General features: G+C 66.8%; 20 protein-coding genes, 2 pseudogenes and 1 riboswitch. Of the genes and pseudogenes, 15 read left to right on the top strand and 7 right to left on the bottom strand.

Annotated features, from left to right (window positions below):
* Positions 1–277: 277 nt before the first annotated feature.
* Positions 278–958: an SGNH/GDSL hydrolase family protein gene (locus ACVWY3_RS16930; RefSeq protein WP_456839468.1), complete on the top strand. Its 681-nt coding sequence runs from the start codon at positions 278–280 to the stop codon at positions 956–958.
* A gap of 56 nt (positions 959–1,014) precedes the next feature.
* On the opposite strand, the gene ACVWY3_RS16925 is transcribed toward ACVWY3_RS16930, so the two are convergent.
* The 4 genes and pseudogenes from ACVWY3_RS16925 to cobU form a co-directional block, all read right to left on the bottom strand.
* Complete coding sequence (locus ACVWY3_RS16925; RefSeq protein ID WP_456839467.1) at positions 1,015–2,220, bottom strand: acyltransferase family protein; 1,206 nt, start codon at positions 2,218–2,220, stop codon at positions 1,015–1,017.
* Between the two features lie 285 nt (positions 2,221–2,505).
* Entirely contained in the window at positions 2,506–3,138 is a 633-nt protein-coding gene (bluB, locus tag ACVWY3_RS16920) for a 5,6-dimethylbenzimidazole synthase (RefSeq protein WP_456839466.1), read from the bottom strand.
* Positions 3,139–3,142: 4 nt separating this feature from the next.
* Positions 3,143–3,925, bottom strand: coding sequence for an adenosylcobinamide-GDP ribazoletransferase (gene cobS, locus ACVWY3_RS16915; protein ID WP_456839465.1), 783 nt, complete (start codon positions 3,923–3,925; stop codon positions 3,143–3,145).
* Positions 3,922–4,426: pseudogene (gene cobU, locus ACVWY3_RS16910) on the bottom strand (bifunctional adenosylcobinamide kinase/adenosylcobinamide-phosphate guanylyltransferase). Before cobU ends, cobS begins: the two are co-directional and overlap by 4 nt.
* 138 nt (positions 4,427–4,564) lie before the next feature.
* On the opposite strand from cobU, the pseudogene cbiB reads away from it, so the two are divergent.
* Both cbiB and cobD read left to right on the top strand, forming a co-directional pair.
* Positions 4,565–5,489: pseudogene (gene cbiB, locus ACVWY3_RS16905) on the top strand (adenosylcobinamide-phosphate synthase CbiB).
* Positions 5,490–5,501: 12 nt separating this feature from the next.
* Entirely contained in the window at positions 5,502–6,467 is a 966-nt protein-coding gene (gene cobD, locus ACVWY3_RS16900) for a threonine-phosphate decarboxylase CobD (RefSeq protein ID WP_456839464.1), read from the top strand.
* Here cobD and ACVWY3_RS16895 read toward each other — a convergent pair.
* Positions 6,456–7,904, bottom strand: coding sequence for a cobyric acid synthase (locus ACVWY3_RS16895; protein ID WP_456839463.1), 1,449 nt, complete (start codon positions 7,902–7,904; stop codon positions 6,456–6,458). The two genes, cobD and ACVWY3_RS16895, sit on opposite strands and share 12 nt — an antisense overlap.
* A gap of 5 nt (positions 7,905–7,909) precedes the next feature.
* Positions 7,910–8,545: a cob(I)yrinic acid a,c-diamide adenosyltransferase gene (gene cobO / locus ACVWY3_RS16890; protein WP_456839462.1), complete on the bottom strand. Its 636-nt coding sequence runs from the start codon at positions 8,543–8,545 to the stop codon at positions 7,910–7,912.
* Between the two features lie 40 nt (positions 8,546–8,585).
* A riboswitch (cobalamin riboswitch) is annotated at positions 8,586–8,804 on the top strand.
* 93 nt (positions 8,805–8,897) lie between these two features.
* On the opposite strand from cobO, the gene ACVWY3_RS16885 reads away from it, so the two are divergent.
* The 7 genes from ACVWY3_RS16885 to cobJ are packed head-to-tail and all read left to right on the top strand — an operon-like array spanning position 8,898 to position 16,805.
* Entirely contained in the window at positions 8,898–9,272 is a 375-nt protein-coding gene (locus ACVWY3_RS16885) for a DUF1636 family protein (protein ID WP_456839461.1), read from the top strand.
* Positions 9,269–10,303 carry a cobalamin biosynthesis protein CobW gene (cobW, locus tag ACVWY3_RS16880; protein WP_456839460.1) on the top strand — a complete coding sequence of 345 codons (1,035 nt, stop codon included), beginning with the start codon at positions 9,269–9,271 and terminating at the stop codon, positions 10,301–10,303. Before ACVWY3_RS16885 ends, cobW begins: the two co-directional genes overlap by 4 nt.
* Positions 10,303–13,551, top strand: a complete 3,249-nt coding sequence (gene cobN, locus ACVWY3_RS16875; protein ID WP_456839459.1) for a cobaltochelatase subunit CobN — start codon at positions 10,303–10,305, stop codon at positions 13,549–13,551. The genes cobW and cobN overlap by 1 nt, the downstream gene beginning before the upstream one ends.
* Entirely contained in the window at positions 13,548–14,711 is a 1,164-nt protein-coding gene (gene cobG, locus ACVWY3_RS16870; RefSeq protein ID WP_456839458.1) for a precorrin-3B synthase, read from the top strand. Before cobN ends, cobG begins: the two co-directional genes overlap by 4 nt.
* Positions 14,711–15,340, top strand: a complete 630-nt coding sequence (locus ACVWY3_RS16865; protein ID WP_456839457.1) for a precorrin-8X methylmutase — start codon at positions 14,711–14,713, stop codon at positions 15,338–15,340. Before cobG ends, ACVWY3_RS16865 begins: the two co-directional genes overlap by 1 nt.
* A 2-nt stretch (positions 15,341–15,342) precedes the next feature.
* Positions 15,343–16,074: a precorrin-2 C(20)-methyltransferase gene (locus ACVWY3_RS16860; protein WP_456839456.1), complete on the top strand. Its 732-nt coding sequence runs from the start codon at positions 15,343–15,345 to the stop codon at positions 16,072–16,074.
* Positions 16,071–16,805: a precorrin-3B C(17)-methyltransferase gene (gene cobJ, locus ACVWY3_RS16855; RefSeq protein WP_456839455.1), complete on the top strand. Its 735-nt coding sequence runs from the start codon at positions 16,071–16,073 to the stop codon at positions 16,803–16,805. The genes ACVWY3_RS16860 and cobJ overlap by 4 nt, the downstream gene beginning before the upstream one ends.
* Here cobJ and ACVWY3_RS16850 read toward each other — a convergent pair.
* A complete protein-coding gene (locus tag ACVWY3_RS16850; protein WP_456839454.1) occupies positions 16,781–17,527 on the bottom strand; it encodes a cobalt-precorrin-6A reductase in 747 nt (248 codons plus the stop codon). The two genes, cobJ and ACVWY3_RS16850, sit on opposite strands and share 25 nt — an antisense overlap.
* On the opposite strand from ACVWY3_RS16850, the gene cbiE reads away from it, so the two are divergent.
* From cbiE to cobA, 5 genes are read left to right on the top strand one after another with little or no spacing between them, the layout of a single operon-like run.
* Entirely contained in the window at positions 17,526–18,707 is a 1,182-nt protein-coding gene (cbiE, locus tag ACVWY3_RS16845; protein ID WP_456839453.1) for a precorrin-6y C5,15-methyltransferase (decarboxylating) subunit CbiE, read from the top strand. The two genes, ACVWY3_RS16850 and cbiE, sit on opposite strands and share 2 nt — an antisense overlap.
* Positions 18,704–19,072 (top strand): cobalamin biosynthesis protein, encoded by a 369-nt coding sequence (locus ACVWY3_RS16840; RefSeq protein ID WP_456839452.1) that lies wholly within the window; start codon positions 18,704–18,706, stop codon positions 19,070–19,072. Before cbiE ends, ACVWY3_RS16840 begins: the two co-directional genes overlap by 4 nt.
* The gene (gene cobM / locus ACVWY3_RS16835; protein ID WP_456839451.1) at positions 19,069–19,851 is read left to right on the top strand and encodes a precorrin-4 C(11)-methyltransferase; all 783 of its coding nucleotides are present in this window, start codon (positions 19,069–19,071) and stop codon (positions 19,849–19,851) included. Before ACVWY3_RS16840 ends, cobM begins: the two co-directional genes overlap by 4 nt.
* A complete protein-coding gene (locus ACVWY3_RS16830) occupies positions 19,851–21,161 on the top strand; it encodes a cobyrinate a,c-diamide synthase (protein WP_456839450.1) in 1,311 nt (436 codons plus the stop codon). Before cobM ends, ACVWY3_RS16830 begins: the two co-directional genes overlap by 1 nt.
* Complete coding sequence (cobA, locus tag ACVWY3_RS16825) at positions 21,158–21,889, top strand: uroporphyrinogen-III C-methyltransferase (RefSeq protein WP_456839449.1); 732 nt, start codon at positions 21,158–21,160, stop codon at positions 21,887–21,889. Before ACVWY3_RS16830 ends, cobA begins: the two co-directional genes overlap by 4 nt.
* Positions 21,890–21,931: the final 42 nt, after the last annotated feature.

Genomic DNA, 21,931 nt, shown 5'->3' with positions numbered 1-21,931 from the left:
CGGCCCAGCTATGGGACTGACCGCCGTAACGCATGAAAAGGCGATGGGCGAACGTGTCCTTTGGGGGGCACAAACGGGCTGCCATCAACCGAAGGGCGAGAGCAAGCTGCGGTGCAGTGAGGTCATTCGCCTGCCGCTTCCTCAGGGATCGTGGTTCCCGCTCTTCAGGTGGCTATACCGGCATTGCGAACGCGGTGGCGAGAGGCATTTTTGGCAATTGTTTAGAAACCAGTCCTAAGTTGCAAAAAGAATTCGGGGCTCATTGGACAGTTGCGCCATGCGATCTTGGAGGGGATTCGTCGTTTTTGCGGCAATGCTTGGCGCTTTTCTGACCGGTTATACAGCCGACAGATGGCGCCATGTTGACGTTCCTCCCCACTGGCCCCTTCGCACTCTGGCCATTCAGGCGCAAGCAGCTCAGTTGAAAAAAAGCGACTGGTTGTTGTTGGGCGATAGCATCGTCGAATTGGCCGCAGTGCCATCACTGTGCGGCGAGTCGGTATTGAATGCAGGCTTGGCTAGTGCCGGAGTTGCCGAAGTCGCTGGCGTCGTGTCCGGCCTTGGCTCGTTTAGAGCAAAGCACGTTCTCATAGCGGTCGGAGTAAACAACGCAAAGCGCACAAGCGGCACCGATGCAGTTGAATTTGCAAAAGCATACGGAGAGCTGGTTTCTTCCGCAAAATCGATCTCAACGGACGTTTTTGTCGCCCTGATCGCTCCGGTGGCCAAGGGAATGCCCGCTGGGGATCAATATTTTGATACGGCGAAGATCGCCGAGTTCAACGCCTTCATTCGACAAGTGAGCGGCGTGCGTCTGGTCGATTTCGCCGTCCTGGCCGGCCAAGATGGTTTTCTCCCGGCCGCGTGGACGGTAGATGGTGTTCACTTCACGCCGCCCGGCTATTCCGCTTGGCACAGTGTCATCGAAAAGACTGCTTGTAACCGCATCACTCCGTGACTACAGGCGCGCGAAGCGCCGGGAGTGGTGTAGCGAGTACACGGTGGGGGCCACTGTCAGGCTGATGCGCTACCGCCAAACGTTGCGCCTAATTCGATCGGTCGGCGTGACCTGGGCGAAAACCCGGAAATTGTAATCCGCGACAGAACGGCCGCCTCAAATCGTTCGAGCCGGTCTCTGAGCCGGAGTGCGTGTTTCTCGACGAGGTGCCAAGAGGCGATAGCAACGCCAAAGGCAATCGGCAGACTGATCAGGACGTTCAGATGCCAATGCTGAACCGACGGGTCGAACGCTGCAACGCACTGTTGGATGACGAAGCCATAGAGATACATCCCGTAGGAGTAGTCGCCGGACGACACGATCCAGCTTCGCCGCGGATACATGAGGCCCAGATAGCACGCGATATAAGTAGCGGGCACGGCAAAGAGCGCGTCGTGGCGTCCGCCAGCCATGCCGGCAGTACAAAGCACGAATGCGAACAGGCACGTCGCCCGGTTGTACGGTATCTTGTCGCGCCAGAGGTAGAAGCCGACACCCAAGAGGAAGCAGAACACAAGAAGGTGCGGGCGCAGGTGAATAAGCAACTCGTCACTATGGTAGATATCGTAGCAGACGAGCCCGATCTGGGCGAGCACCAGAAAGCCCAGGTATAGCACCCTGTTGAAGCAGATCGTGGTCACGGCAAGAAGCGCCAGGATGGTGTAGCACCACAGCTCATACGGCATCGTCCAAAGCTGAGCGTTCACCAGACCAGGCGTCGGATTGTGAAGAAATACGCCCGGCAGTGCAAAGTGGATGTCGCCGACGATGTTGAGAAAATAGATATGGAACTTCGGGTCCGCGAAGTACTCGCTCGCGGGCAGCTGGGTGAAGATCGGGCCGACGATGAGGGCCGACAGCGTCGTCTCGACCGCGAGCGCGGGCACGATGCGAAGCACGCGCAGGCCGATAAATGAAATCAGGCTTTTGCACCTCAACAAGCTCGCCGTCACCAAAAATCCGCTCAGAGCGAAGAAGAACGCGAGAAGCATGGCGTTCACCACGCGAAAATGGCCCACGATCTCCATGGCCCGATCGAGCCCAAGGGTGACGTTCGCGCCGTGCAGGCAGATAATCGTAGCCGCCAACACAAGTCGCAAGTAGTCGAAACCCGCGGGCCGATTGCGCGAAAGAGCCAACTGATCAGCCAGGCTGAACATGGTTGCGTGTCTCAAAGAAGCACCGCAAAGCCGCACGCGAAAGCGGCGATCAACCAGCAGCACTGCTCGGTCCGCGGATGGGACGCGCAACCTGTTCCGAGCGCAATTGAGAACGCGATCTGCAGATATTTCGATAATCCAATGCGGTCGAGCGACGCCACAGCTCTCGCAAAAGTCGACGCGCTGAACATTCCAATTCCAAACCAGCGTACGTGCAATTCTCGGGCAGTTCTCCTAGAAGTTTAGCATGCACACCGTCTGGTTGCACGGTGCGATCGAAGCTATCGATCTTGTTGGTGAATAGTGTGTTTCCAATTTCAGGTTGCTCGTGCAGCGCAAGCCAACAATCTAGCGCCGAACAGTGAACTCATCCGCGCTGCGCCGGTGCTCCCATTTCGCCTGCTCCAGCTCCGGCTGATCGCATTCGGCCTCGGGATAGCCGACGCAGAGATAGGCGATGAACTTCCAGGTGTCGGGTACGTCGAGAATCGCGTGCATGCGCGCGGGGTTCAGGATCGACACCCAGCCGAGCCCGATCCCTTCCGCACGCGCGGCCAGCCACATCGCGGTGATCGCGGCAACCACGGAATATTCCGTCGCCTCCGGCATGGTGGCGCGGCCGAGGCCGTGACCGATGTCGCTGGCCTTGTCGGCGAACACGGCGAGTTGGCCCGGCGCCTCTTCGAGGCCCGACAGTTTGAGCGTGGCGTAGCGCGCGGCGCGTTCGCCGGCATAGGCACCGAGCGCATCGGCGTTGCAGGCTTTGAAATCGTCGATGACGGCGCGCCGGCGGGCGGCATCGTCGACGACGACGAAGCGCCAGGGCTGGCTGAGGCCGACCGAGGGCGAGAGGCAGGCGGTCTCGATCAGGCGGTCGATGGCGCGCTCCGGCAGCGGATCGCTGCGAAAGCGCCGCACGTCGCGGCGCCACACGAACAGCTCGTGCAATTGCCGGCGGAAGGTGTCGTCGAACTCGACCATCGGCTCAAAGTCCGATCTGGAAAGCTGCGGCGACCAGCAGGATCAGGATCTCGCCGATCTGCTCGAACGCGCCGAGAATGTCGCCGGTCTGCCCGCCGATCTGGCGGACGGCAAGCCGCGCCAGCAGCAGCCCGGCGAGCGAGAGCAGGATCAGGCCGACCAGCGCCTTGCCCGGCCCCAACGCAAGGGCGAGTGCGAGCGTTCCAATCGCAAAGGCGATGGCGACGCTGCGGCCCGGTGGCACTCCCGCGCTGGCCGACAATCCATCCGGCCGTGCCGGCGGGACCAGCGACATGAACGCCGGCACGCCCGCACGCGCCGCTGCATGCGCCGCGCACAGCGCCAGCGTCACGGCCGTGGGATTGGCGATCGCCGCGAGCGCGCTCCAGCGCAGTCCGAACGACAGGATGAGCGCGCAAGTACCATAGGTGCCGATCCGGCTGTCGCGCATGATCTCGAGCTTGCGCTCGCGCGTGCGGCCGCCACCGAGCCCGTCGGCGGTGTCGGCGAGCCCGTCCTCGTGCAGCGCGCCGGTGATGAGAGCGGTTGTCGCGAGTGCAAGGAGGGCGGCAAGATCCGGCGTCAGTCCGACGCGCATGGCGAGCATGTAGACCAAAGCGCCGGCAAGGCCGACCAGCAGTCCGGCAAGGGGAAGTGCCCAGGTCGCGCGCGCGACCGCTCCGTCGCCCGCGGGTTTTGACGATGCCACGGGGAGGATCGTGACGAACGACGCCGCCATCCTGAGATCGGCGATGATGTCCTTCAAAAGTTCAGTGCGCGGCGTCATTTCAGTTTCATCGGCAGGCCGGCAACGATGAACTCGACCTCGTCGGCGATGGCGGCGATGGTCTGGTTCATGATCCCGGCGGCGTCGCGATAGTTGCGCGCCAGCGAATTGTCAGGCACGATGCCGAGGCCGACCTCGTTGGTGACGAAGACGGCGGGGCTCTTCAGGCGGGGGCAGGGCGCCGGCGAGCTCTCTCACTTCACGTTCCCAGTCGCGCTGCGCATGCATCAAGTTGGAGAGCCACAGGGTCAGGCAGTCCACCAGCCTTGCGCCGCCGCCATCGGTTGCGACCAGCACCTCTACGAGATCGAGCGGCACCTCGCGCTCGATCCAGCCGGTTGCGCGCCGCGTGCGATGTTTTGCGATGCGCAGCTCCATTTCGGCATCGAGCGCCTCGGCCGTCGCGATGTACACGGGCTCTCCGGGAAACGCGCGCGTGCGCATTTCCGCGCGCTTGCTCTTGCCCGATCGCGCTCCGCCGGTGATCAAGATGACAGCCATCAAAGTCTCCTTGAGCCTGACTAACCACCAAACACGGCCAAAGACAAAGCCGAAATCACGCGGGCAGGGGCTTGCGCTCGCCCCTCGCTTTGCGCAACAGGGGCGGGACAGGAGGCAGGTTTGGGCTTTGCAGGTGCGATGGTGGTGGCGATGGCGGTGGACGCCCTCTCGGGCTGGCCGTCATGGCTGTTCGCGCGGATCGGCCATCCCGTGATCTGGCTGGGCCGGCTGATCGGTGCGATCGATGTGGCCTGGAATCGCGATTCCGATCCGGCGGCCCTGCGCCGCGCTGCAGGTGTCGCTGGGGCGCTTGTGGTGATCGCGCTCTCCGTTGTGGCCGGCTGGGTGCTTCAGTCATGGCTCCCCTTGAGCTGGTTGCGGATCGTCCTGGTGGGCGTCCTCGCCTGGCCGCTCGTCGCGCTGCGCTCGCTGCATGATCATGTTGCGGCCGTCGCCGTGCCCTTGCAGGCCGGTGATATCGCGGCTGCGCGCGAAGCGGTCTCGCGCATCGTTGGGCGCGATCCGGCGGCGCTCGATGAGGCCGGCATCGCGCGCGCGGCGATCGAGAGTCTGGCGGAAAATGCGTCCGACGGCATCGTCGCGCCGGTGTTCTGGGGCGCGCTGTTCGGTCTGCCGGGCATCTTGGGCTACAAGGCTATCAACACGCTGGATTTCCATGATCGGCCATCGCAGCGATCGCCATGACGCTTTTGGCTGGGCCGCCGCACGCATCGACGACGTCGCCAACTTCGTCCCGGCGCGCCTGACCGGGTTTCTGTTCGTGCTGCTTGCTCCAAAGCGATCAGAGGCGCTGGCGTGCATGATGCGCGATGCCCGCCGTCATCGCTCGCCCAATGCCGGCTGGCCGGAGGCGGCGATGGCCGGCGCGCTCGGCGTGCGGCTCAGCGGCCCGCGCATCTATCATGGCAGCGTTACGAACGAGCCGTGGCTCAACGGAGGCGCGCGCGATCCGCTTGCTGCCGACATCGGCGAGGGACTGACCATCTACCGCCGCGCCATGCTGCTGCTCGCCGGCATCCTTGCGATCCTCGCCTTCGCGTGAAAGAACGGGGGCATGCGCGAGCACGGTGGAAATCTCGATCTGGCCCAGCAGCGGTTTGGCGGCCGCGCGGAAGACTGGATCGATCTGTCGACCGGGATCAACCGGCTGCCTTATCCCGTGGGCGAGGTGAGCGCACGCGCGTGGAGCGCGCTGCCGTCGCGGGCCGAGATCGAGACGCTGCATCAGGCGGCGCGGCAAGCCTATCGCACAAATGCGCCGATCGTCGCGCTCGGCGGCGCGCAGGCCGCCATTCAATTGCTGCCGCAACTTGGCGGGCCCGGCCGCGCCCGCATCCTCGCGCCGACCTACAATGAATATGCCGGGGTGCTGTCGATGGCGGGTTGGGACGTCCAAGAAGTCAGCACGCTCGACGCGCTGGGCGGCGCGGACCTCGCCATCGTGATCAATCCCAATAATCCCGATGGCCGAACCTTCGCACCAAACGATGTGTTGACACTGCCGCCGCGCGTCGGCCGTCTCATCGTGGATGAGAGCTTTGCCGATGCCGTTCCGCACGTCTCGCTCGCATCGGAAGCGGGCCGGCCGGGGCTCCTGATCCTGCGCTCGTTCGGCAAGTTTTACGGGCTTGCCGGGCTGCGGCTCGGCTTTGCGATCGGCCATGCCGACGACATCGGCAGGCTCGCGGCCATGTCCGGTCCGTGGCCAGTGTCGGGTGCGGCGATCGCGATCGGCTGCCGCGCCTTGCGCGATGATGCATGGGCCGAAGCGACGGCTTCGCGGCTTGCGCGGGACTGCGATCGTCTCGACGAGATGGTGCAGGCGCAAGGCTGGCGCCTTGTCGGCGGCGCGCCGTTGTTTCGTCTCTATGAAACGCCGGACGCATGTGCTGCCCAGGAAAGGCTCGCGCGTGGTCAGATCTGGTCGCGCGTGTTCGCGAAAGAGCCAACATGGTTGCGGCTCGGGCTTCCCGGCAGCGAAGCCGAATGGACACGTCTTGCCGAGGCCCTAGCGCGCTAGCGCGAGCAGGCCGTTGACGTCGAGATGCTTTTCGATGTGATCGGCGAGGGCGTCGAGCGCGCTCTCGACGCGGGCGTGATAGGGCTCGTTGCCCGCGGGAATGTCGAGCTTCGCCAAAAACGCCTTGCGGAAATCATCCGACGTGAACAGGCCGTGCAGATAGCTGCCCTGCACGCGGCCATCGCTGGAGATCGCGCCTTCCGGCTCGCCGTTGAGCTTCGCGAACGGATGGGCACGATCCGGACCGTCGGTGCGGCCGATATGGATCTCGTAAGCCTCGATCGGCTGATCCGTCGCCGCATGCACGGCTGCGACACGCGTCAGCGTCTTCTGCGGGCTCATCACCGTCTCGACATCGAGAAGCCCGAGGCCCGGCGTATCGCCCGCCGGGCCCTCAATGCCATGAGGGTCGGCAACATTGCGCCCCAGCATCTGATAGCCGCCGCAGAGGCCGAGCACATGACCGCCCCTGCGGTGATGCGCGAGCAGATCGATGTCCCAGCCCTGCGCGCGCAGGAAGGCGAGATCGCCGCGGGTGGACTTTGAGCCGGGGATGATGACGAGCCTGACGTCGCCGGGGATCGCTTCGCCCGAACGCACCATCACGAGATCGACGCCAGGCTCGAGCTTGAGCGGGTCGAGATCGTCGAAGTTCGCGATGCGCGAGAGCGCAAGGCAGGCGATCTTGCACTGGCCGGCCTTGCGCGCGTCGCTGAGGCCCAACGCGTCCTCGGCCGGCAGCTCGCCCGCGCGCGCGAACCAGGGCAGCACGCCGAGGCCGCGCCACGACGTTTTCTGCGCGATCAGCCTATAGCCGTCGTCGAAAAGCGTGGGATCGCCGCGGAACTTGTTGATGACAAAGCCCTGGATCATGGCGGCATCCTCGGGGTCGATCACCGTCTTGATACCGACGAGCTGGGCGATAACGCCGCCGCGGTCGATGTCGCCGACCAGCACGACCGGCACATCGGCCTTGCACGCAAAGCCCATATTGGCGATGTCGGCCTTGCGCAAATTCACTTCGGCCGGGCTGCCGGCACCTTCGACCAGCACGAGATCAGCGCGCGCTTTCAGCCGCTCAAAGCTCTCCAGCACCGCCCCCATCAGCTGTGGCTTCATTGCCGCGTATTCGCGCGCGCGCGCGGTCGCGATGCGCTTGCCATGGACGACGATTTGCGCGCCGACATCGGTCTCCGGCTTGAGCAGCACCGGGTTCATGTCGCTGTGCGGCTCGACGCCGGCGGCGAGCGCCTGCAACGCCTGCGCACGTCCGATCTCGCCGCCATCGACGGTGACGGCCGCATTGTTCGACATGTTCTGCGGCTTGAACGGAAGCACGCGCAAGGCCCGCCGTGTAAAGGCGCGCGCGAGACCGGCGACAATGAGCGACTTGCCCACGTCCGAGCCGGCCCCCTGGATCATCAGCGCGCGTGCCATCGACTTCAGAACTCGACGCCGGCCTGCGCCTTGATGCCGGAGCGGAAGGGATGCTTGACCAGCGTCATCTCGGTGACGAGATCGGCGATCTCGATCAGCTCGTCCTTGGCGTTGCGTCCGGTGAGCACGACATGCGTCATCGGCGGCTTCGAGGTCGTCAGGAATTCGACGACCTCGGCGATATCGAGATAGTCGTAGCGGAGCGCGATGTTGATCTCGTCGAGCACGACCATGCGCAGGTTCTCATCGAGGATCAGCTCCTTGGCCTTCTCCCAGCCGGCGCGCGCGGCGGCGATGTCGCGGGCGCGGTCCTGCGTCTCCCAGGTGAAGCCTTCACCCATGGCGTGGAACTGGCAGAGCTCGCCGAAATGGCCGGTGAGCAGGCGCCGCTCGCCGGTATCCCAGGCGCCCTTGATGAACTGCACGACCGCGCAGGGCAAGCCATGGGCGACGCAGCGCACGATCATGCCGAAGGCCGAGGACGATTTGCCCTTGCCGGCGCCGGTGTGGACGATGATGAGCCCCTTTTCGCCGCTCTTGGTCGCCATGATCTTGTCGCGGGCGGCCTTCTTCTTCGCCATTTTCTGGGCGTGCCGGGCGTCGGTTTCCTCAGCTGTTTGGGTATCCGGTTCAGGCGTCATCGGTCCCGGTCCTTCGGCTTGACAAGAGGCGGCCGGGGGCAAATGGTGGCCCGGCACTGGTTCCTGTCCTATGACAGGCGAAGAGGGAATGCGATAGGGTCCGAATCGACAAGATTTGGGTCCAAAATGCAGCCGCCCCCGCGACCGTGATCGGAGAGATGCCCGAAGCCACTGATCCCCTGGGATCGGGAAGGCGGGGATCGAAGGGCCAAAACCCTGCTCCGCAAGCCGGGAGACCTGCCAGCGCGGACGAGTTTTGGACCGGCGGACGGGGTGTTCCGCGACGGGGAACGGGCCTTCAGGAAATGGTCCGTGTGCCTCTTCGCCTCCCGCTGTTATTCTGGAAGAGGCGATGACCGTCACACTTCACGTCTGCATCACCTGCCGCGCCGGCCAGACGCTCAGCGAGGGCGAGCCGACGCCCGGCAAGCGCCTGCATGGCGCGATCCTCGAGGCCGGCGTGCCCGAGGGCGTCCGCGTGGTTCCCGTCGAATGCCTCTCTGCATGCAGCCAGGGCTGCTCGGTCGCGCTCAGCGCGCCGGGGCGCTGGTCCTATGTCTATGGCCGCCTGTCGGATGCGAACGCGCAGGACGTGGTCGCCGGCGCCGCGGCCTATGCGGCCGCGCCCGACGGCCTCGTGCCCTGGCGCAGCCGGCCCGAAATCTTCCGCAAGCAGTCGCTTGCCCGCATTCCCCCCATTGCCGTGTTGCCGGAGGCCGCTGAATGAACTCGCTTGCAAAAGTCCCGGTGACGGTGGTCACCGGCTTCCTCGGCTCCGGCAAGACTACCCTGATTCAGCACCTGCTCGGCAATGCGGGCGGCAAGAAGCTCGCCGTGCTCGTCAACGAGTTCGGCAGCGAGGGCGTCGACGGCGAGATCCTGAAGTCCTGCGCCGATGCCAACTGCCCGGAGGAGAACATCGTCGAGCTCGCCAATGGCTGCATCTGCTGCACCGTCGCCGACGATTTCATTCCGACCATGGAGCAGCTGCTGGCGCGGCCGGTGCGGCCCGATCACATCCTGATCGAGACCTCGGGCCTGGCGCTGCCAAAACCGCTGCTGAAAGCGTTCGACTGGCCGGAAATCCGTTCGCGCATCACCGTCGATGGCGTGATCGCGCTTGCCGATGCCGAGGCTGTGGCGGCCGGTCGCTTCGCGCCGGACCCGGCGGCTGTCGAAGCGCAGCGCGCGGCCGACGAGAATCTCGATCATGAGACGCCGCTGTCGGAAGTGTTCGAGGACCAGATCGCCTGCGCCGACATCGTGCTGCTGACCAAGGCCGATCTCGCCGGCAGCGCCGGCATTGAAGCCGCCAAGGCCGCGATCAGCGCCGAGATGCCGCGCCGTGTGCCGATGTTGCCGGTGACCGACGGCGCGATCGATGCGCGCGTCATCCTCGGGCTCGGCGCAGCCGCCGAAAACGATCTCGCCGCGCGTCCCTCGCATCACGATGGCGAGGAGGAGCACGAGCACGATGATTTTGCATCGGTGGTGATCGATCTTCCCGAGGTTGCGGATGTCGATGCGCTGGTCGCATCGGTGCAGAAGCTGGCGCGCGAGCAGAACGTGCTGCGCGCCAAGGGGTATATTGCGGTGGCGGGCAAGCCGATGCGCCTGCTGCTTCAGGCCGTCGGCGAGCGCGTTCGCCACCAGTTCGACAAGCCCTGGGGCGTGGGTCTCAGGCAGTCGAAGCTCGTCGTGATCGGCGAGCACGGCGACATCAATGAGGCCGCGATAAGAGCGGGATTGGGAGTCTGATGCACGTCGTCTTCCGCGAGAGCCGGGGTCTCGAGGAGACCGCGACGCCAAGAGACATCGGCCAGGACCCGGCCGATCTCGTGGTGCTCTCGTATTCGGATTCCGACCTTGCGGCATTCGCAGCCGGCTGGCGGCGTGGCCGGGACAGCCTGCCGTCGCTGCGGCTCGCCAATCTGGCGGAGCTGCGTCATCCGCTCTCGGTCGACACCTATATCGAGCGCACCCTGTCGCAGGCGCGCGGCATCCTGGTGCGGCTGATCGGCGGGGAATCTTATTGGTCCTATGGGCTGGCAGCGCTCCAGCAACTCGCGAAGGATCGCAACATTGTGCTGGCCGTGCTGCCGGCCGACGGCCGCGACGACGTCAGGCTCGATGCCTACTCGACCCTGCCGGTCTCGACGCTGCGGCGGCTGAAGGTGCTCTGCGACACCGGCGGTCCCGTCGCCGCTCAGGCGGCGATCGCACAGCTTGCGCTGGCCTCGGGCGCCTATGCGGGGCCGGTTGTTGGCGAGATGAGCGTGCCCGAGATGGGTTTTTACGATCCCGCGCGCCGTGTGATTGCCGCGCCGGCGTCGCGTGAAGGCAGCCCGCTCGCACTCGTCACCTTCTATCGCTCATATCTTACCGCTGCGGACACTGGCCCGGTTGACGCGCTGATTGCCGCGCTGCGCGAGAAGGGGTTCGACGCGTATGGGGTGTTCGTCACCTCACTGAGAGCTGCGGGCGCTGCGGATTGGCTGCGCGAGCATCTCATGCAAAATCCTCCGGCGGCGATCGTCAATGCGACGGCGTTCTCTGCCGTGGGCGATGACGGCACGACGCCGTTCGATGCCGCGCCATGTCCGGTGTTCCAGGTCGCGCTTTCGACCGCGCGGCGCGAGGACTGGGCGGAATCGCTGCGCGGCCTGTCGCCCGGCGATCTCGCGATGCATGTGGTTCTGCCCGAGGTCGATGGCCGCGTGTTCGCCGGCGTGGTGAGCTTCAAATCGGCGGCGGAGCGCGATCCGGATCTGCAGTTCTCGCATCTGGCGCACAGGCCCGATGAGGAACGCGTGACGGCCGTCGCCGCGCGCGTTGCGGCCTGGTGGCGCCTCGCGGCGACGCCTGCCGCCGAGAAGCGCGTTGCCATCGTGCTCTCGAACTATCCGGGCCGGCCGCACCAGATCGCTCATGCGGTTGGTCTCGATGCGCTGGCGTCGGTCGAGGCGCTGGTGTCTGACCTTGCAGAGGCCGGTTTCGATGCCGCGCGGGTCCATGCGCTCGGCGGGACGCTGCTCAAGCAGAAACGGTGCTGGGACGTTGCAGAATATCGCGCGGCGCTCGCGCGTCTGCCGCAAGTTTTGCAGGATGATCTCACGCAGGCCTGGGGCGCGCCGGAATGTGATCCGACCTGCCGCGACGGTGCGTTCCATTTCGCGGCGATCCAGTGCGGTAGCTCGATCATCGCGGTCCAGCCGGAGCGCGGCGACGTGGCTACGCGCGATAGCGATTATCACGATCTCGCCCGCACGCCGCGCCACGGCTATGTCGCGTTCTATCTCTGGCTCCGTGAGCAGCGGATCGATGCGGTCGTGCACATGGGTGCGCATGGCACGCTGGAATGGCTGCCCGGAAAATCCGTGGCGCTGTCGTCCGCCTGCTGGCCGGAAGCGCTGGTCGGCGATCTCCCCGTCATCTATCCCTTCATCGTCAACGATCCCGGCGAGGCCGCGCAGGCCAAGCGGCGCGTCGGGGCCGTCACCATCGGGCACCTGCCGCCGCCGCTCCAAACGTCCGCGGTGCCCGAAGGTTTGCGCCGGCTCGAACGCCTGCTCGACGAATATTCGACCGCCGACGGGCTCGACCCCGCGCGCCGCCAGCGCCTGATCGCTGCGATTCGCGACGAGGCCCGTGCAGCGGGCCTCGAAGACGATCTCGGTCTCGATGCATCGGCCGCGCCGGCGGAAGCCATTCCGCGCATCGACCGCTTCGTCTGCGATCTCAAGGAGAGTCAATTCGGCGACGGCCTGCACGTGTTCGGTCGCGGCGCCTGCGGTGAGGCCGAGCGGGACGCACTGCGCGCCGCGCTCGCAGGGCAGCGCGTCGCCCCGGGGCCATCGGGTTCGCCCTATCGCGGCCGGCAGGACGTGCTGCCGACGGGACGCAATCTGTTCGCCGTCGATCCGCGCGCGGTGCCGACGCCGTCGGCGCAGGCGCAAGGGATCAAGCTCGCCGAAGAGCTGCTCCGCCGCCATTTGCAGGATCACGGCGACTGGCCGAAGGGCCTCGTCGTCGATCTCTGGGGCTCGGCGACGATGCGCACCGCGGGTGAGGAGTTCGCGATGGCGCTGCATCTGGCCGGCCTCGCGCCGCGCTGGGATCATGCATCGGGCCGCATCACCGGCTACGACATCATTGCGCCGGCCGAGCTCGGCCGGCCCCGCATCGACGTTACGCTGCGCGTATCTGGCCTATTCCGCGATGTCTTCGCGGGGCTTGCGCAATTGTTCGAAGCCGCCACTGAAGCGCTGGCAAGCCGTCAGGATGAGGGCGACGAGAATCCCTACCGCCACCGCGCCTCCCGCGTGTTCGCGCCGCGGCCTGGACAATACGGCGTCGGCCTCTCGGCGATCCCCGATGCGTTCACGCCCGAGACGCGCGATGCGACGGGCGAAGCGTGGCTGTCGGCATCGTCTTGGGCATTCTCGGCTGATGGCGCGATTAAGCCGGATCGCACCGGCATCGAGCAGCGTCTCGCATCTGCCGATGCGTTCGTCCACGTCCAGGACCTGCCGGAGACCGATCTTTTGCTCGCCGCCGACTTTGCCGCGCATGAAGCCGGCGTTGCGGCGGCGGCTGCGCATCTCGGCGCGGCCGGTCCTTCGCTCTATCATCTCGACACGACGCGCCCGGAGCAGCCGCATGCGCGCACGCTGACCGAAGAGATTTCGCGCGTGGTTCGTGCGCGGGCCACCAATCCGGCCTGGATCGCCGGCATGATGCGCCACGGTTTTCGTGGAGCCGCCGAGATCACCGCCACGCTGGAGCATATGGCAGCGTTCGCGCATCTGGCCGGCGCCGTGCCGCCGCATCTGTTCGATCTATATTATGATGCGACGCTTGGTGATGCCGACGTCCGCGCCTTCATGGCTCGTGAAAATCCGGCAGCGCTGGCCGCCATGGAGACCTGCTTCACGCGCCTGCACGAGGCCTCGCTCTGGCGAACGCGCCGCAATTCGATCGCGGCTGCGCTGCGGGAGGCGTCATGAGTGCGTCGATGGTCAAGGGCTGGTGTCCCGGCGCGTTGCGGCCGATGCAATCGGGCGACGGGCTCGTGGTCCGCGTGCGTCCGTTCGGCGGACGGCTCGAAGCAAACCAGATTGCCGGGCTCGCCGATCTCGCCGAGCGCCACGGCAACGGCCTCATCGACGTGACGAGCCGCGCCAACCTCCAGATCAGGGGCGTGAGCGAGGAGAGCCATCGGCCGCTGATCGATGGCCTTTCCCGGCTGCAATTGCTCGATCCCGATACCGACATCGAAGCCCGCCGCAACATCCTGGTGACGCCGTTCTGGACTGTCGGTGACGAGACGCAGGCGCTCGCCGCGGAGCTTGAAGAAGCGCTCGCGGATAGCGCGCTCGATCTTCCCACCAAATTCGGCTTCGCCATCGACGACGGCAAGTCGCGCGTGCTCGCCGGCGATTCCGCCGACGTGAGGATCGAGCGCGATCGCGGCGGCCTTTTGATGGTGCGGCCCGATGGCGCAAGCTTCGGCCACTCGGTCGCGCGCGGAGAGGCGGTGAGCACGGCGCTCGCGCTCGCATCCTGGTTCATCGCTTCCGGCGGCGCGAAGGGCGGACGCGGGCGCATGGCGGCCCACATCGCGGCCGGCGCGGCATTGCCTGCGGCTTTGCGGGGCGAGACCGAGCCTGCGCCCGTGATGCCGGCGTCCCGGCCCGGGCCTTATCCGCAAGGAGCGCTCGTCGGCGTCGCCTTCGGGCAAATGCTGCACACGACGCTGCATCAGTTTTCCGGCTGCGGTCATGCGCTGCGCATGACGCCGTGGCGGATGGTTCTGAGCGAAGGCAAGCGCGCGATGCCGAGCGCGGCCGGCCTCATCACGGAGCCTCACGATCCGGCCCTGCGCGTGATCGCCTGCAGCGGCGCGCCGCGCTGCCGCGAAGCGCACGCCGACACGCGTGCGCTGGCGGCGGCGCTGGCGCCGCGCATCGCGCTCGACACGAAGCTCCACGTCTCCGGCTGCGCCAAGGGCTGCGCCCGCTCCGGAGCGTCCCCGGTGACGCTGGTTGCGACCAGCGCCGGCTTCGATCTCGTCCGGAACGGGTCAACCCGCGACGAGCCCGTCCTGCGCGGCCTGAGCTGTGCCGACATCGTCAGCGATCCCTCCATCCTGGTCGGAGGGCACTGATGCCGCACATCTACGAGACGGACGGCGCGGCGATCTACCGGCAGTCCTTTGCGACCATCCGGGCCGAATCCGATCTTGCGCGGTTCACGCCCGATGAAGAGCAGGTCGTGGTGCGGATGATCCATGCCGCCGGCATGGTCGGTCTCGAGGCGCATATTCGTTTCACGCCCGGCATGGCGACCGCCGCACGCGCGGCCCTGCAGAAGGGCGCGCCGATCCTGTGCGACGCGCGCATGGTCTCGGAAGGAATTACGCGCGCGAGATTGCCTGCGGCCAATGCCGTGATCTGCACGCTCGGCGACGAGGCGGTTCCCGCGCTGGCGCAGTCCATGCGCAACACGCGCTCGGCTGCGGCCCTCGAACTGTGGCGCCCGCATCTCGAAGGCGCGATCGTCGCGATCGGCAATGCGCCGACTGCGCTGTTTCACCTGCTCAACATGCTGGAGGACCAAAGCTGTCCGCGCCCGGCAGCGATCATCGGCTGTCCGGTCGGCTTTGTTGGCGCGGCCGAATCCAAGGCGGCGCTGATGGCCGCCCCGCCAGCGCCGGCATTGACGGTCGAGGGCCGGCTCGGCGGTTCCGCGATCACGGTTGCCGCCGTGAACGCGCTGGCGAGCCGGAGCGAATAGCGATGGGGCGCATCATCTGCTGCGGTCTCGGCCCCGGCGATCCCGATCTGATGAGCGTGCGCGCCGATCGCACGGTGCGCGGCGCAAAGCACGTCGCCTATTTCCGCAAGAAAGGCAGGCCCGGCCAGGCGCGGCGCATCGTCGAGGGCATGCTGGCGGCCGACGTTACCGAATATCCCATGGAATACCCGGTCACCACGGAGATCGCGTTCGACAGCGCTGAGTACGTTCAGCTGCTCGCCGGCTTCTACGACGAATGGACCGAGCGCCTTGCGCGGCTTGCGCGCGCGGTCGATGTCGTCGTGCTCTGCGAGGGCGATCCCTATTTCTACGGCTCCTTCATGCATCTGCACATGCGCCTGCAAGGCCGCGTCGAGATCGAGGTGATCGCCGGCATTCCCGGCATGGTCGGCTGCTGGAACGGCGTCGCGCAGCCGATCGCGCTCGGCGACGACGTGACGACGGTGCTGATGGGCACGCTGGCCGAGGACGAGCTCGAACGGCGCATGCGCGATTCCGATGCGCTGGTCATCATGAAGACCGGGCGCAATCTCGTGAAGGTGCGCCGCGCGCTCGCATCCGCCGGTCGGCTCGACGACGCGTGGCTGGTCGAGCGCGGCACCATGCCCGGCGAGCGCGTGGTGCGGCTCGCCGAGATCGATGCCACCGATTGTCCTTACTTCGCGATCGTGCTGGTGCACGGCAAGGGCCGGCATCTGGACGCCGCCGAATGACGGGCACACTGACCATCGCAGGCCTCGGGCCGGGCAGCGATGCGCTGGTGACGCCCGAGGTCGCCGCTGCGCTTGCCGCCGCGACCGATATCTTGGGCTATGCGCCTTACGTCTCGCGCGTGCCGCCGCGGCCGGGTCTCACGCTGCATCCGTCGGACAATCGCGAAGAGCTGCAGCGTGCGAGTGAGGCTTTGCGGCTTGCGGGGGAAGGCGGGCAGGTCGTCGTCGTCTCCTCCGGCGACCCCGGCGTGTTCGCGATGGCTTCGGCCGTATTCGAGGCGCTGGAACAGGCGCCGCACTATCAAGCGCTGCCGATCCGCGTGCTGCCCGGCATCACCGCGATGCTGGCGGCGGCCGCGCGCGCCGGCGCGCCGCTCGGCCATGATTTCTGCGCGCTCAATCTCTCCGACAATCTCAAGCCGTGGGCGGTGATCGAGAAACGCTTGCGGCTCGCCGCCGAAGCCGACTTTTCGATCGCGATGTACAATCCGCGCTCAGTGAGCCGGCCAGAGGGATTTGGCCGCGCGCTGGCGGTGCTGAAAGCGGCCGGCTGCGGCGAGCGCCTCGTGATCTTTGCGCGCGCGATCAGTGCTGCTGACGAGAAGATCGAGATCGTGACGTTGAGCGAGGCCCGCCCAGAAATGGCCGACATGCGCACGCTGGTGATCGTCTGCAATTCGCAGACGCGCCGTGTCGGCCGCTGGGTCTACGCACCGAGGCGGTTAGAATGACCGAGCCACTGCATCACCTCGGCCACGCTCTCTACGCAGGGCCTTTCGGGCAGATGTGGCCGGGAGATCATGATCACGGGCAGGCCGAGCCTGCGCGCGGCGTCGATCTTGGCGCGCGCGCCGTCGCCGCCGGAATTGCGGGCGACGATCCAGGCGATGCCGCGCGCCTGCAGCATCTCCAACTCGCCCTCGAGCGTGAAGGGGCCGCGCGACACAATGACATCCGCGGCAAAGGGCAGGGGCGCTTCGGGCGGATCGACGAAGCGCAGCGTGTAGGCATGCTGCGGCTTGCTCGCGAACGGGGCGATGTGCTGGCGGCCGATGGCGAGGAATACGTTTGCCGGCGCGTCGGGCAGCGCGGCGACGGCGGCGTTGATATCGTGAATTTCGATCCAGTTGTCGCCGGGCGCTCTCGTCCAGGGCGCGCGTTCGAGCGCTATCAGCGGCGTGCCGGTTTCCGCGCACGCCGCCACCACATTGCGGCTCATCTCGGCCGCGAAGGGATGCGTCGCGTCGATCACATGCGTGATGCCTTCGCTGCGGATATAGTCTGCAAGCCCGCCCACGCCACCAAAGCCGCCGATGCGGGTCGGCAGCGGCTGATCGGCGGGCGCGCGGGTGCGGCCGCCATAGGAATAGACGGCCTCGATCTGCGCGCGCGCGATCTCCGCCGCAAGCACGCTCGCATCGGCCGTTCCGCCCAGAATGAGGGCGCGTATCATGACTGATCCTTGGCTGACCATCATCGGTATCGGCGAAGATGGCCTTGCCGGGCTGTCTGAGGCAAGCCGAAAGGCGCTCGCCAAGGCGGAAACCGTTTTTGGCGGCGAGCGTCATCTCGCGCTTGCAGACGTTGGTCACCGCGGCCGCCCCTGGCCGGTGCCGTTCGATGCGGAGATCGTGCTGAAGCGCCGCGGCCGGCCGACGGTGGTGCTCGCCTCGGGCGATCCGTTCTGGCACGGCGCCGGCGCGAGCCTTGCCGAGAAGCTCGATGCTACCGAGTGGATCGCGCATTCTGCACCGTCGACCTTCTCGCTTGCCGCAGCGCGGCTGGGCTGGCGGCTCGAAGCCGTCGCATGCCTCGGCCTCCACGCAGCGCCGTTCGAGCGTCTCGTGCCGCATCTGGCGAATGGTGCGCGGATCCTTTGCCTCGTGCGCGACGGGAAAGCGGCCGGTGATCTCGCTAAGTGGCTCAGCGAGCGCGGTTGGGGCGCCTCGGTGTTCTGGATTCTGGCTGCGCTCGGTGGACCGCGCGAAAGCATTGCGGGATATCGTGCCGACAGCTTTGCGGGCGACCTCGCTGCAAATCTTGTCGCAGTCGCCGTCGAGGCGAGAGGTGGGCATGGTGTTCCCCGCAGCTCCGGCGTTTCGGACGATCTCTTCGTCCATGATGGCCAGATCACCAAGCGGCCGGTGCGCGCACTTGCGCTCTCGGCGCTGGCGCCGCGCCCGGGCGAGCAGCTATGGGACATCGGTTCCGGCTCGGGCTCGATCTCTGTGGAGTGGGCGCTGTGCGGGGGGACGGCGACCGCTGTCGAAATGCGCGAGGAGCGTGCGGCGAATATTCGCAGCAATGCAGTGGCGTTCGGACTCGCGCATCGGATCACCGTTGTCACGGGAAAGGCGCCTGAAGCTCTTGCTGGCCAAGACGTACCGGATGCCGTCTTCATCGGCGGCGGTCTCGATCTCGCGATGTTCGATGCCGTCTGGTCCCGTCTCTCGCCGGGTGCGCGGCTCGTCGCACATTCAGTCACGCTGGAGACGGAAGCGCTGCTCGGCGAGCTGCATCGGCGCAATGGTGGCGAGCTGATGCGGGTCGAGATCGCGCATGCCGCCCCGCTCGGCCGCTATCGCTCCTGGGAGGCAGCGCGCCCTGTGGTGCAGTGGAGTGTGGTCCGATGAAGGTCGCGGGACTTGGCTTCAAACGCGATGTGACGCTGGCTTCGCTGCGCGAAGCGCTGCTGGCTGCCGGCGGTGCGGAAGGGCTTGTGGCGTTGGCGACCGTCAGCGACAAGGCCGACAGCGACGCGCTGAAGCAACTCGCACGTGAATGCGGTGTGTCGATCAGGGCCGTTCCGGCCGCGACACTGGCCGGCATCGACACGCCCACGCAATCGACGCTTGTCGCGCAGAAGTTCGGCACCGGATCTGTGGCCGAGGCCGCGGCGCTCGCGGTCGCCGGTCCACGCGCGCGGTTGATTGCAACACGGGTTGTCTCGCAGGATCGCACCGCGACCGCTGCGATCGCGGAAGGAGACGGCGCATGACGGTGCATTTCATCGGCGCCGGGCCGGGCGCGCCCGATCTGCTGACGCTGCGCGGCCGCGACCTGATCGCGGCCTGTCCGGTTTGCCTCTATGCCGGCTCGCTGGTGCCGGAGGGCGTGCTGGCGCATTGCCCGCCGGGGGCGCGGATCGTCAATACCGCGCCGATGTCGCTCGACGAGATCATCTTCGAGATCGCCGCCGCGCATGCGGCAGGCCAGGACGTCTCCCGGCTGCATTCCGGCGATGTCTCGATCTGGTCGGCGATGGGCGAGCAGCTCCGCCGTCTGCGCGCGCTCGGCATTCCCTTCACCGTCACGCCGGGCGTTCCGTCGTTCTCGGCGGCGGCTGCCGCCCTGGAAGCCGAGCTGACGCTGCCCGGCCTTGCCCAAACGGTGGTGCTGACGCGCACGCCGGGCCGGGCCAGTACGATGCCTAAGGACGAGAAGCTCGCTGCCTTCGCCGCCACCGGCGCGGTGCTTGCTATCCACCTGTCGATCCATCTGCTCGACAAGGTCGTCGCCGAGCTGACGCCGTATTACGGCGCAGACTGCCCGGTCGCGATCGTCTGGCGTGCGAGCTGGCCGGACCAGCGCATCGTCCGCGCGACGCTTGCGACGCTCGATGCTGCCGTGGGTGCCGAGATGGAGCGCACAGCACTGATCCTCGTCGGCAAGACGCTTGGCGCGGCGGATTTTGACGAGAGCCGCCTTTACGCCGTCGATTACGATCGCCGCTATCGACCCGTCGGCGCCGAGCCGCGCTTTCCGGAGGCATCGTGATGGCTGCTGGCCTCGTCATCTCCGCGCCGGCCTCCGGCGTCGGCAAGACCACGTTGACGCTGGCGCTCGCGCGCGCCTGGCGCCAGCGCGGCTTGAACGTGCAGTGCTTCAAGAGTGGGCCTGACTATATCGATCCCGCCTTTCATGCCGCCGCGACGGGACGCGCCTCCGTCAATGTCGATAGCTGGGCGATGGATCGCGCGGACATCGCGCATCTCGTCAGCCGCGGCGCGGATGCGGATGTGGTGCTCGCCGAGGGCTCGATGGGTCTGTTCGACGGCGTCGCCGCGCGCGGCGTCTCGGGTACCGGTGCTACCGCCGATATCGCGGAGATGCTGGGCTGGCCGGTGGTGCTGGTGATCGACCCTTCCGGGCAGGCGCAGACCGCGGCGGCGATCGCGGCCGGCCTGCGCGACTATCGCGCCGGCGTGAGCCTTGCGGGCGTCGTGCTCAATCGTGTTGCCAGCTCGCGCCATGAAGACCTCGTGCGCCGTGCGCTCAACGACGCCGGCATCGCCGTTTTCGGCGCGCTGCCGCGCCATGCCGAGATCAGCCTGCCGAAGCGGCATCTTGGCCTCGTGCAAGCCGAGGAGCAGGCTGAGATCGGCAAGCTGATTGACGAAGCCGCGCGCTTCGTCGCCGAGCATGTCGATCTCGATGCGGTGCTGCGCGCGGCCGCCGTCTGGTCGCCGCAAGCTGCGTCGAACGGCCTCAACGTGACGCCGCCCGGGCAGCGCATTGCGCTGGCGCGCGATGCGGCGTTCTCCTTCGTCTATCCCCACATGCTGGAGGCCTGGCGCGCGGCTGGCGCGGAGATCTCGACGTTCTCACCACTCGCCGATGAAGGACCTAATGACAGTGCCGACGTGTGCTGGCTGCCCGGCGGCTATCCCGAGCTTCATGCCGGCAAGATCGCGGCCAATGCAAGCTTTCGTAGCGGCTTGCGCGCCTTCGCCGAGACGCGACCGGTGCACGGCGAATGCGGAGGCTACATGGTGCTCGGGACTGCTTTGACAGATGCCGACGGTGTGCGCCACGAGATGACGGGCCTGCTTGGCCTCGAGACGAGCTTTGCCAAGCGCCGCATGCATCTCGGCTATCGTCTCGCCGCGCTGGCAGCGCCGATGCCGGGACATCGGGCGGGCGCGCGCCTGCGCGGCCACGAATTCCACTATTCGACCATCCTTGCGCAGCCTGACACGCCTTTGGCCGTCGTGCATGATGCGACCGGCGCGGTGATCACCGAGACCGGCTCGCGGCGGGGACAGGCGACCGGGACGTTCTTTCATCTGATCGCGGAGGACCGGTGAGCGGTTTTGTCTCTTTCGTCTCTGCCGGCCCCGGCGATCCCGAGCTCCTCACCGTGAAGGGCGCCGCGCGGCTGCGCGAGGCCGACGTCGTGCTCTATGACGACCTTGCCTCCGGCGCGATCCTCGACCTGGCGCGGCCCGGCGCCAATCTCGTCGCGGTGGGAAAGCGGGCAGGGCGGCCTTCAACCAGGCAGCACCACGTCAACCGCCTCCTGGTTGACTACGCCGCAACCGGCGCGCGCGTGGTGCGGCTGAAGTCCGGCGATGCCGGCATTTTCGGCCGGCTCGAGGAGGAGCTGGAGACGCTGCGCGAAGCTGGCATCGGCTACGAGATCGTTCCCGGCGTCACCTCGGCCTGCGTCGCCGCCGCCCAAGCCGGCATTCCCCTGACCCGACGCCATACCTCGCGCCGGGTGCAGTTCGTCACCGGGGCCGACGTCACCGGCGAGCTGCCCCAAAACCTCAACTGGGCGGCGCTGGCCGACCCCGAAGCGACGACCGTGGTCTATATGGGCCGGCGCACCTTTCCGGATCTTGCCGCAAAATTGATCGCGCACGGGCTCGCTCCAACCACCCCGGCGCTGTTCGCCGAATCGCTTGGCCGTGCCGACGAACGGCTGGTTCGCACCACGATTGCGGAGCTTGCCGAGCAGCTTGCGCGGGGCGGGGCGGCCTCGACGGCGGCCGTCATCCTGTTTGGCGCGCTGGCGGGGGATTATCCGTCATGATGGCCCGGGCTGCCTTCCACCCTTGACGCCCGGCTGGCGAAA

Source organism: Bradyrhizobium sp. USDA 4486 (genome assembly GCF_054057995.1).
Note: the sequence above shows the minus strand (reverse complement) of the source record. Positions and strands in the feature narration are given on the sequence as shown.

Bases quoted from the DNA above. Each gene is read 5' to 3' on its own strand.
- cobD (WP_456839464.1), top strand. From the start codon at position 5,502: ATGCGCGAGCACGGTGGAAATCTCGATCTGGCCCAGCAGCGGTTTGGC.
- cobS (WP_456839465.1), bottom strand. From the start codon at position 3,925: ATGACGCCGCGCACTGAACTTTTGAAGGACATCATCGCCGATCTCAGG.
- cobJ (WP_456839455.1), top strand. From the start codon at position 16,071: ATGACGGGCACACTGACCATCGCAGGCCTCGGGCCGGGCAGCGATGCG.
- bluB (WP_456839466.1), bottom strand. From the start codon at position 3,138: ATGGTCGAGTTCGACGACACCTTCCGCCGGCAATTGCACGAGCTGTTC.
- cobW (WP_456839460.1), top strand. From the start codon at position 9,269: ATGAACTCGCTTGCAAAAGTCCCGGTGACGGTGGTCACCGGCTTCCTC.
- ACVWY3_RS16860 (WP_456839456.1), top strand. From the start codon at position 15,343: ATGGGGCGCATCATCTGCTGCGGTCTCGGCCCCGGCGATCCCGATCTG.
- ACVWY3_RS16850 (WP_456839454.1), bottom strand. From the start codon at position 17,527: ATGATACGCGCCCTCATTCTGGGCGGAACGGCCGATGCGAGCGTGCTT.
- ACVWY3_RS16885 (WP_456839461.1), top strand. From the start codon at position 8,898: ATGACCGTCACACTTCACGTCTGCATCACCTGCCGCGCCGGCCAGACG.
- cbiE (WP_456839453.1), top strand. From the start codon at position 17,526: ATGACTGATCCTTGGCTGACCATCATCGGTATCGGCGAAGATGGCCTT.
- ACVWY3_RS16895 (WP_456839463.1), bottom strand. From the start codon at position 7,904: ATGGCACGCGCGCTGATGATCCAGGGGGCCGGCTCGGACGTGGGCAAG.
- ACVWY3_RS16930 (WP_456839468.1), top strand. From the start codon at position 278: ATGCGATCTTGGAGGGGATTCGTCGTTTTTGCGGCAATGCTTGGCGCT.
- ACVWY3_RS16865 (WP_456839457.1), top strand. From the start codon at position 14,711: ATGCCGCACATCTACGAGACGGACGGCGCGGCGATCTACCGGCAGTCC.
- ACVWY3_RS16840 (WP_456839452.1), top strand. From the start codon at position 18,704: ATGAAGGTCGCGGGACTTGGCTTCAAACGCGATGTGACGCTGGCTTCG.
- cobG (WP_456839458.1), top strand. From the start codon at position 13,548: ATGAGTGCGTCGATGGTCAAGGGCTGGTGTCCCGGCGCGTTGCGGCCG.
- cobM (WP_456839451.1), top strand. From the start codon at position 19,069: ATGACGGTGCATTTCATCGGCGCCGGGCCGGGCGCGCCCGATCTGCTG.
- cobN (WP_456839459.1), top strand. From the start codon at position 10,303: ATGCACGTCGTCTTCCGCGAGAGCCGGGGTCTCGAGGAGACCGCGACG.
- cobO (WP_456839462.1), bottom strand. From the start codon at position 8,545: ATGACGCCTGAACCGGATACCCAAACAGCTGAGGAAACCGACGCCCGG.
- ACVWY3_RS16830 (WP_456839450.1), top strand. From the start codon at position 19,851: ATGGCTGCTGGCCTCGTCATCTCCGCGCCGGCCTCCGGCGTCGGCAAG.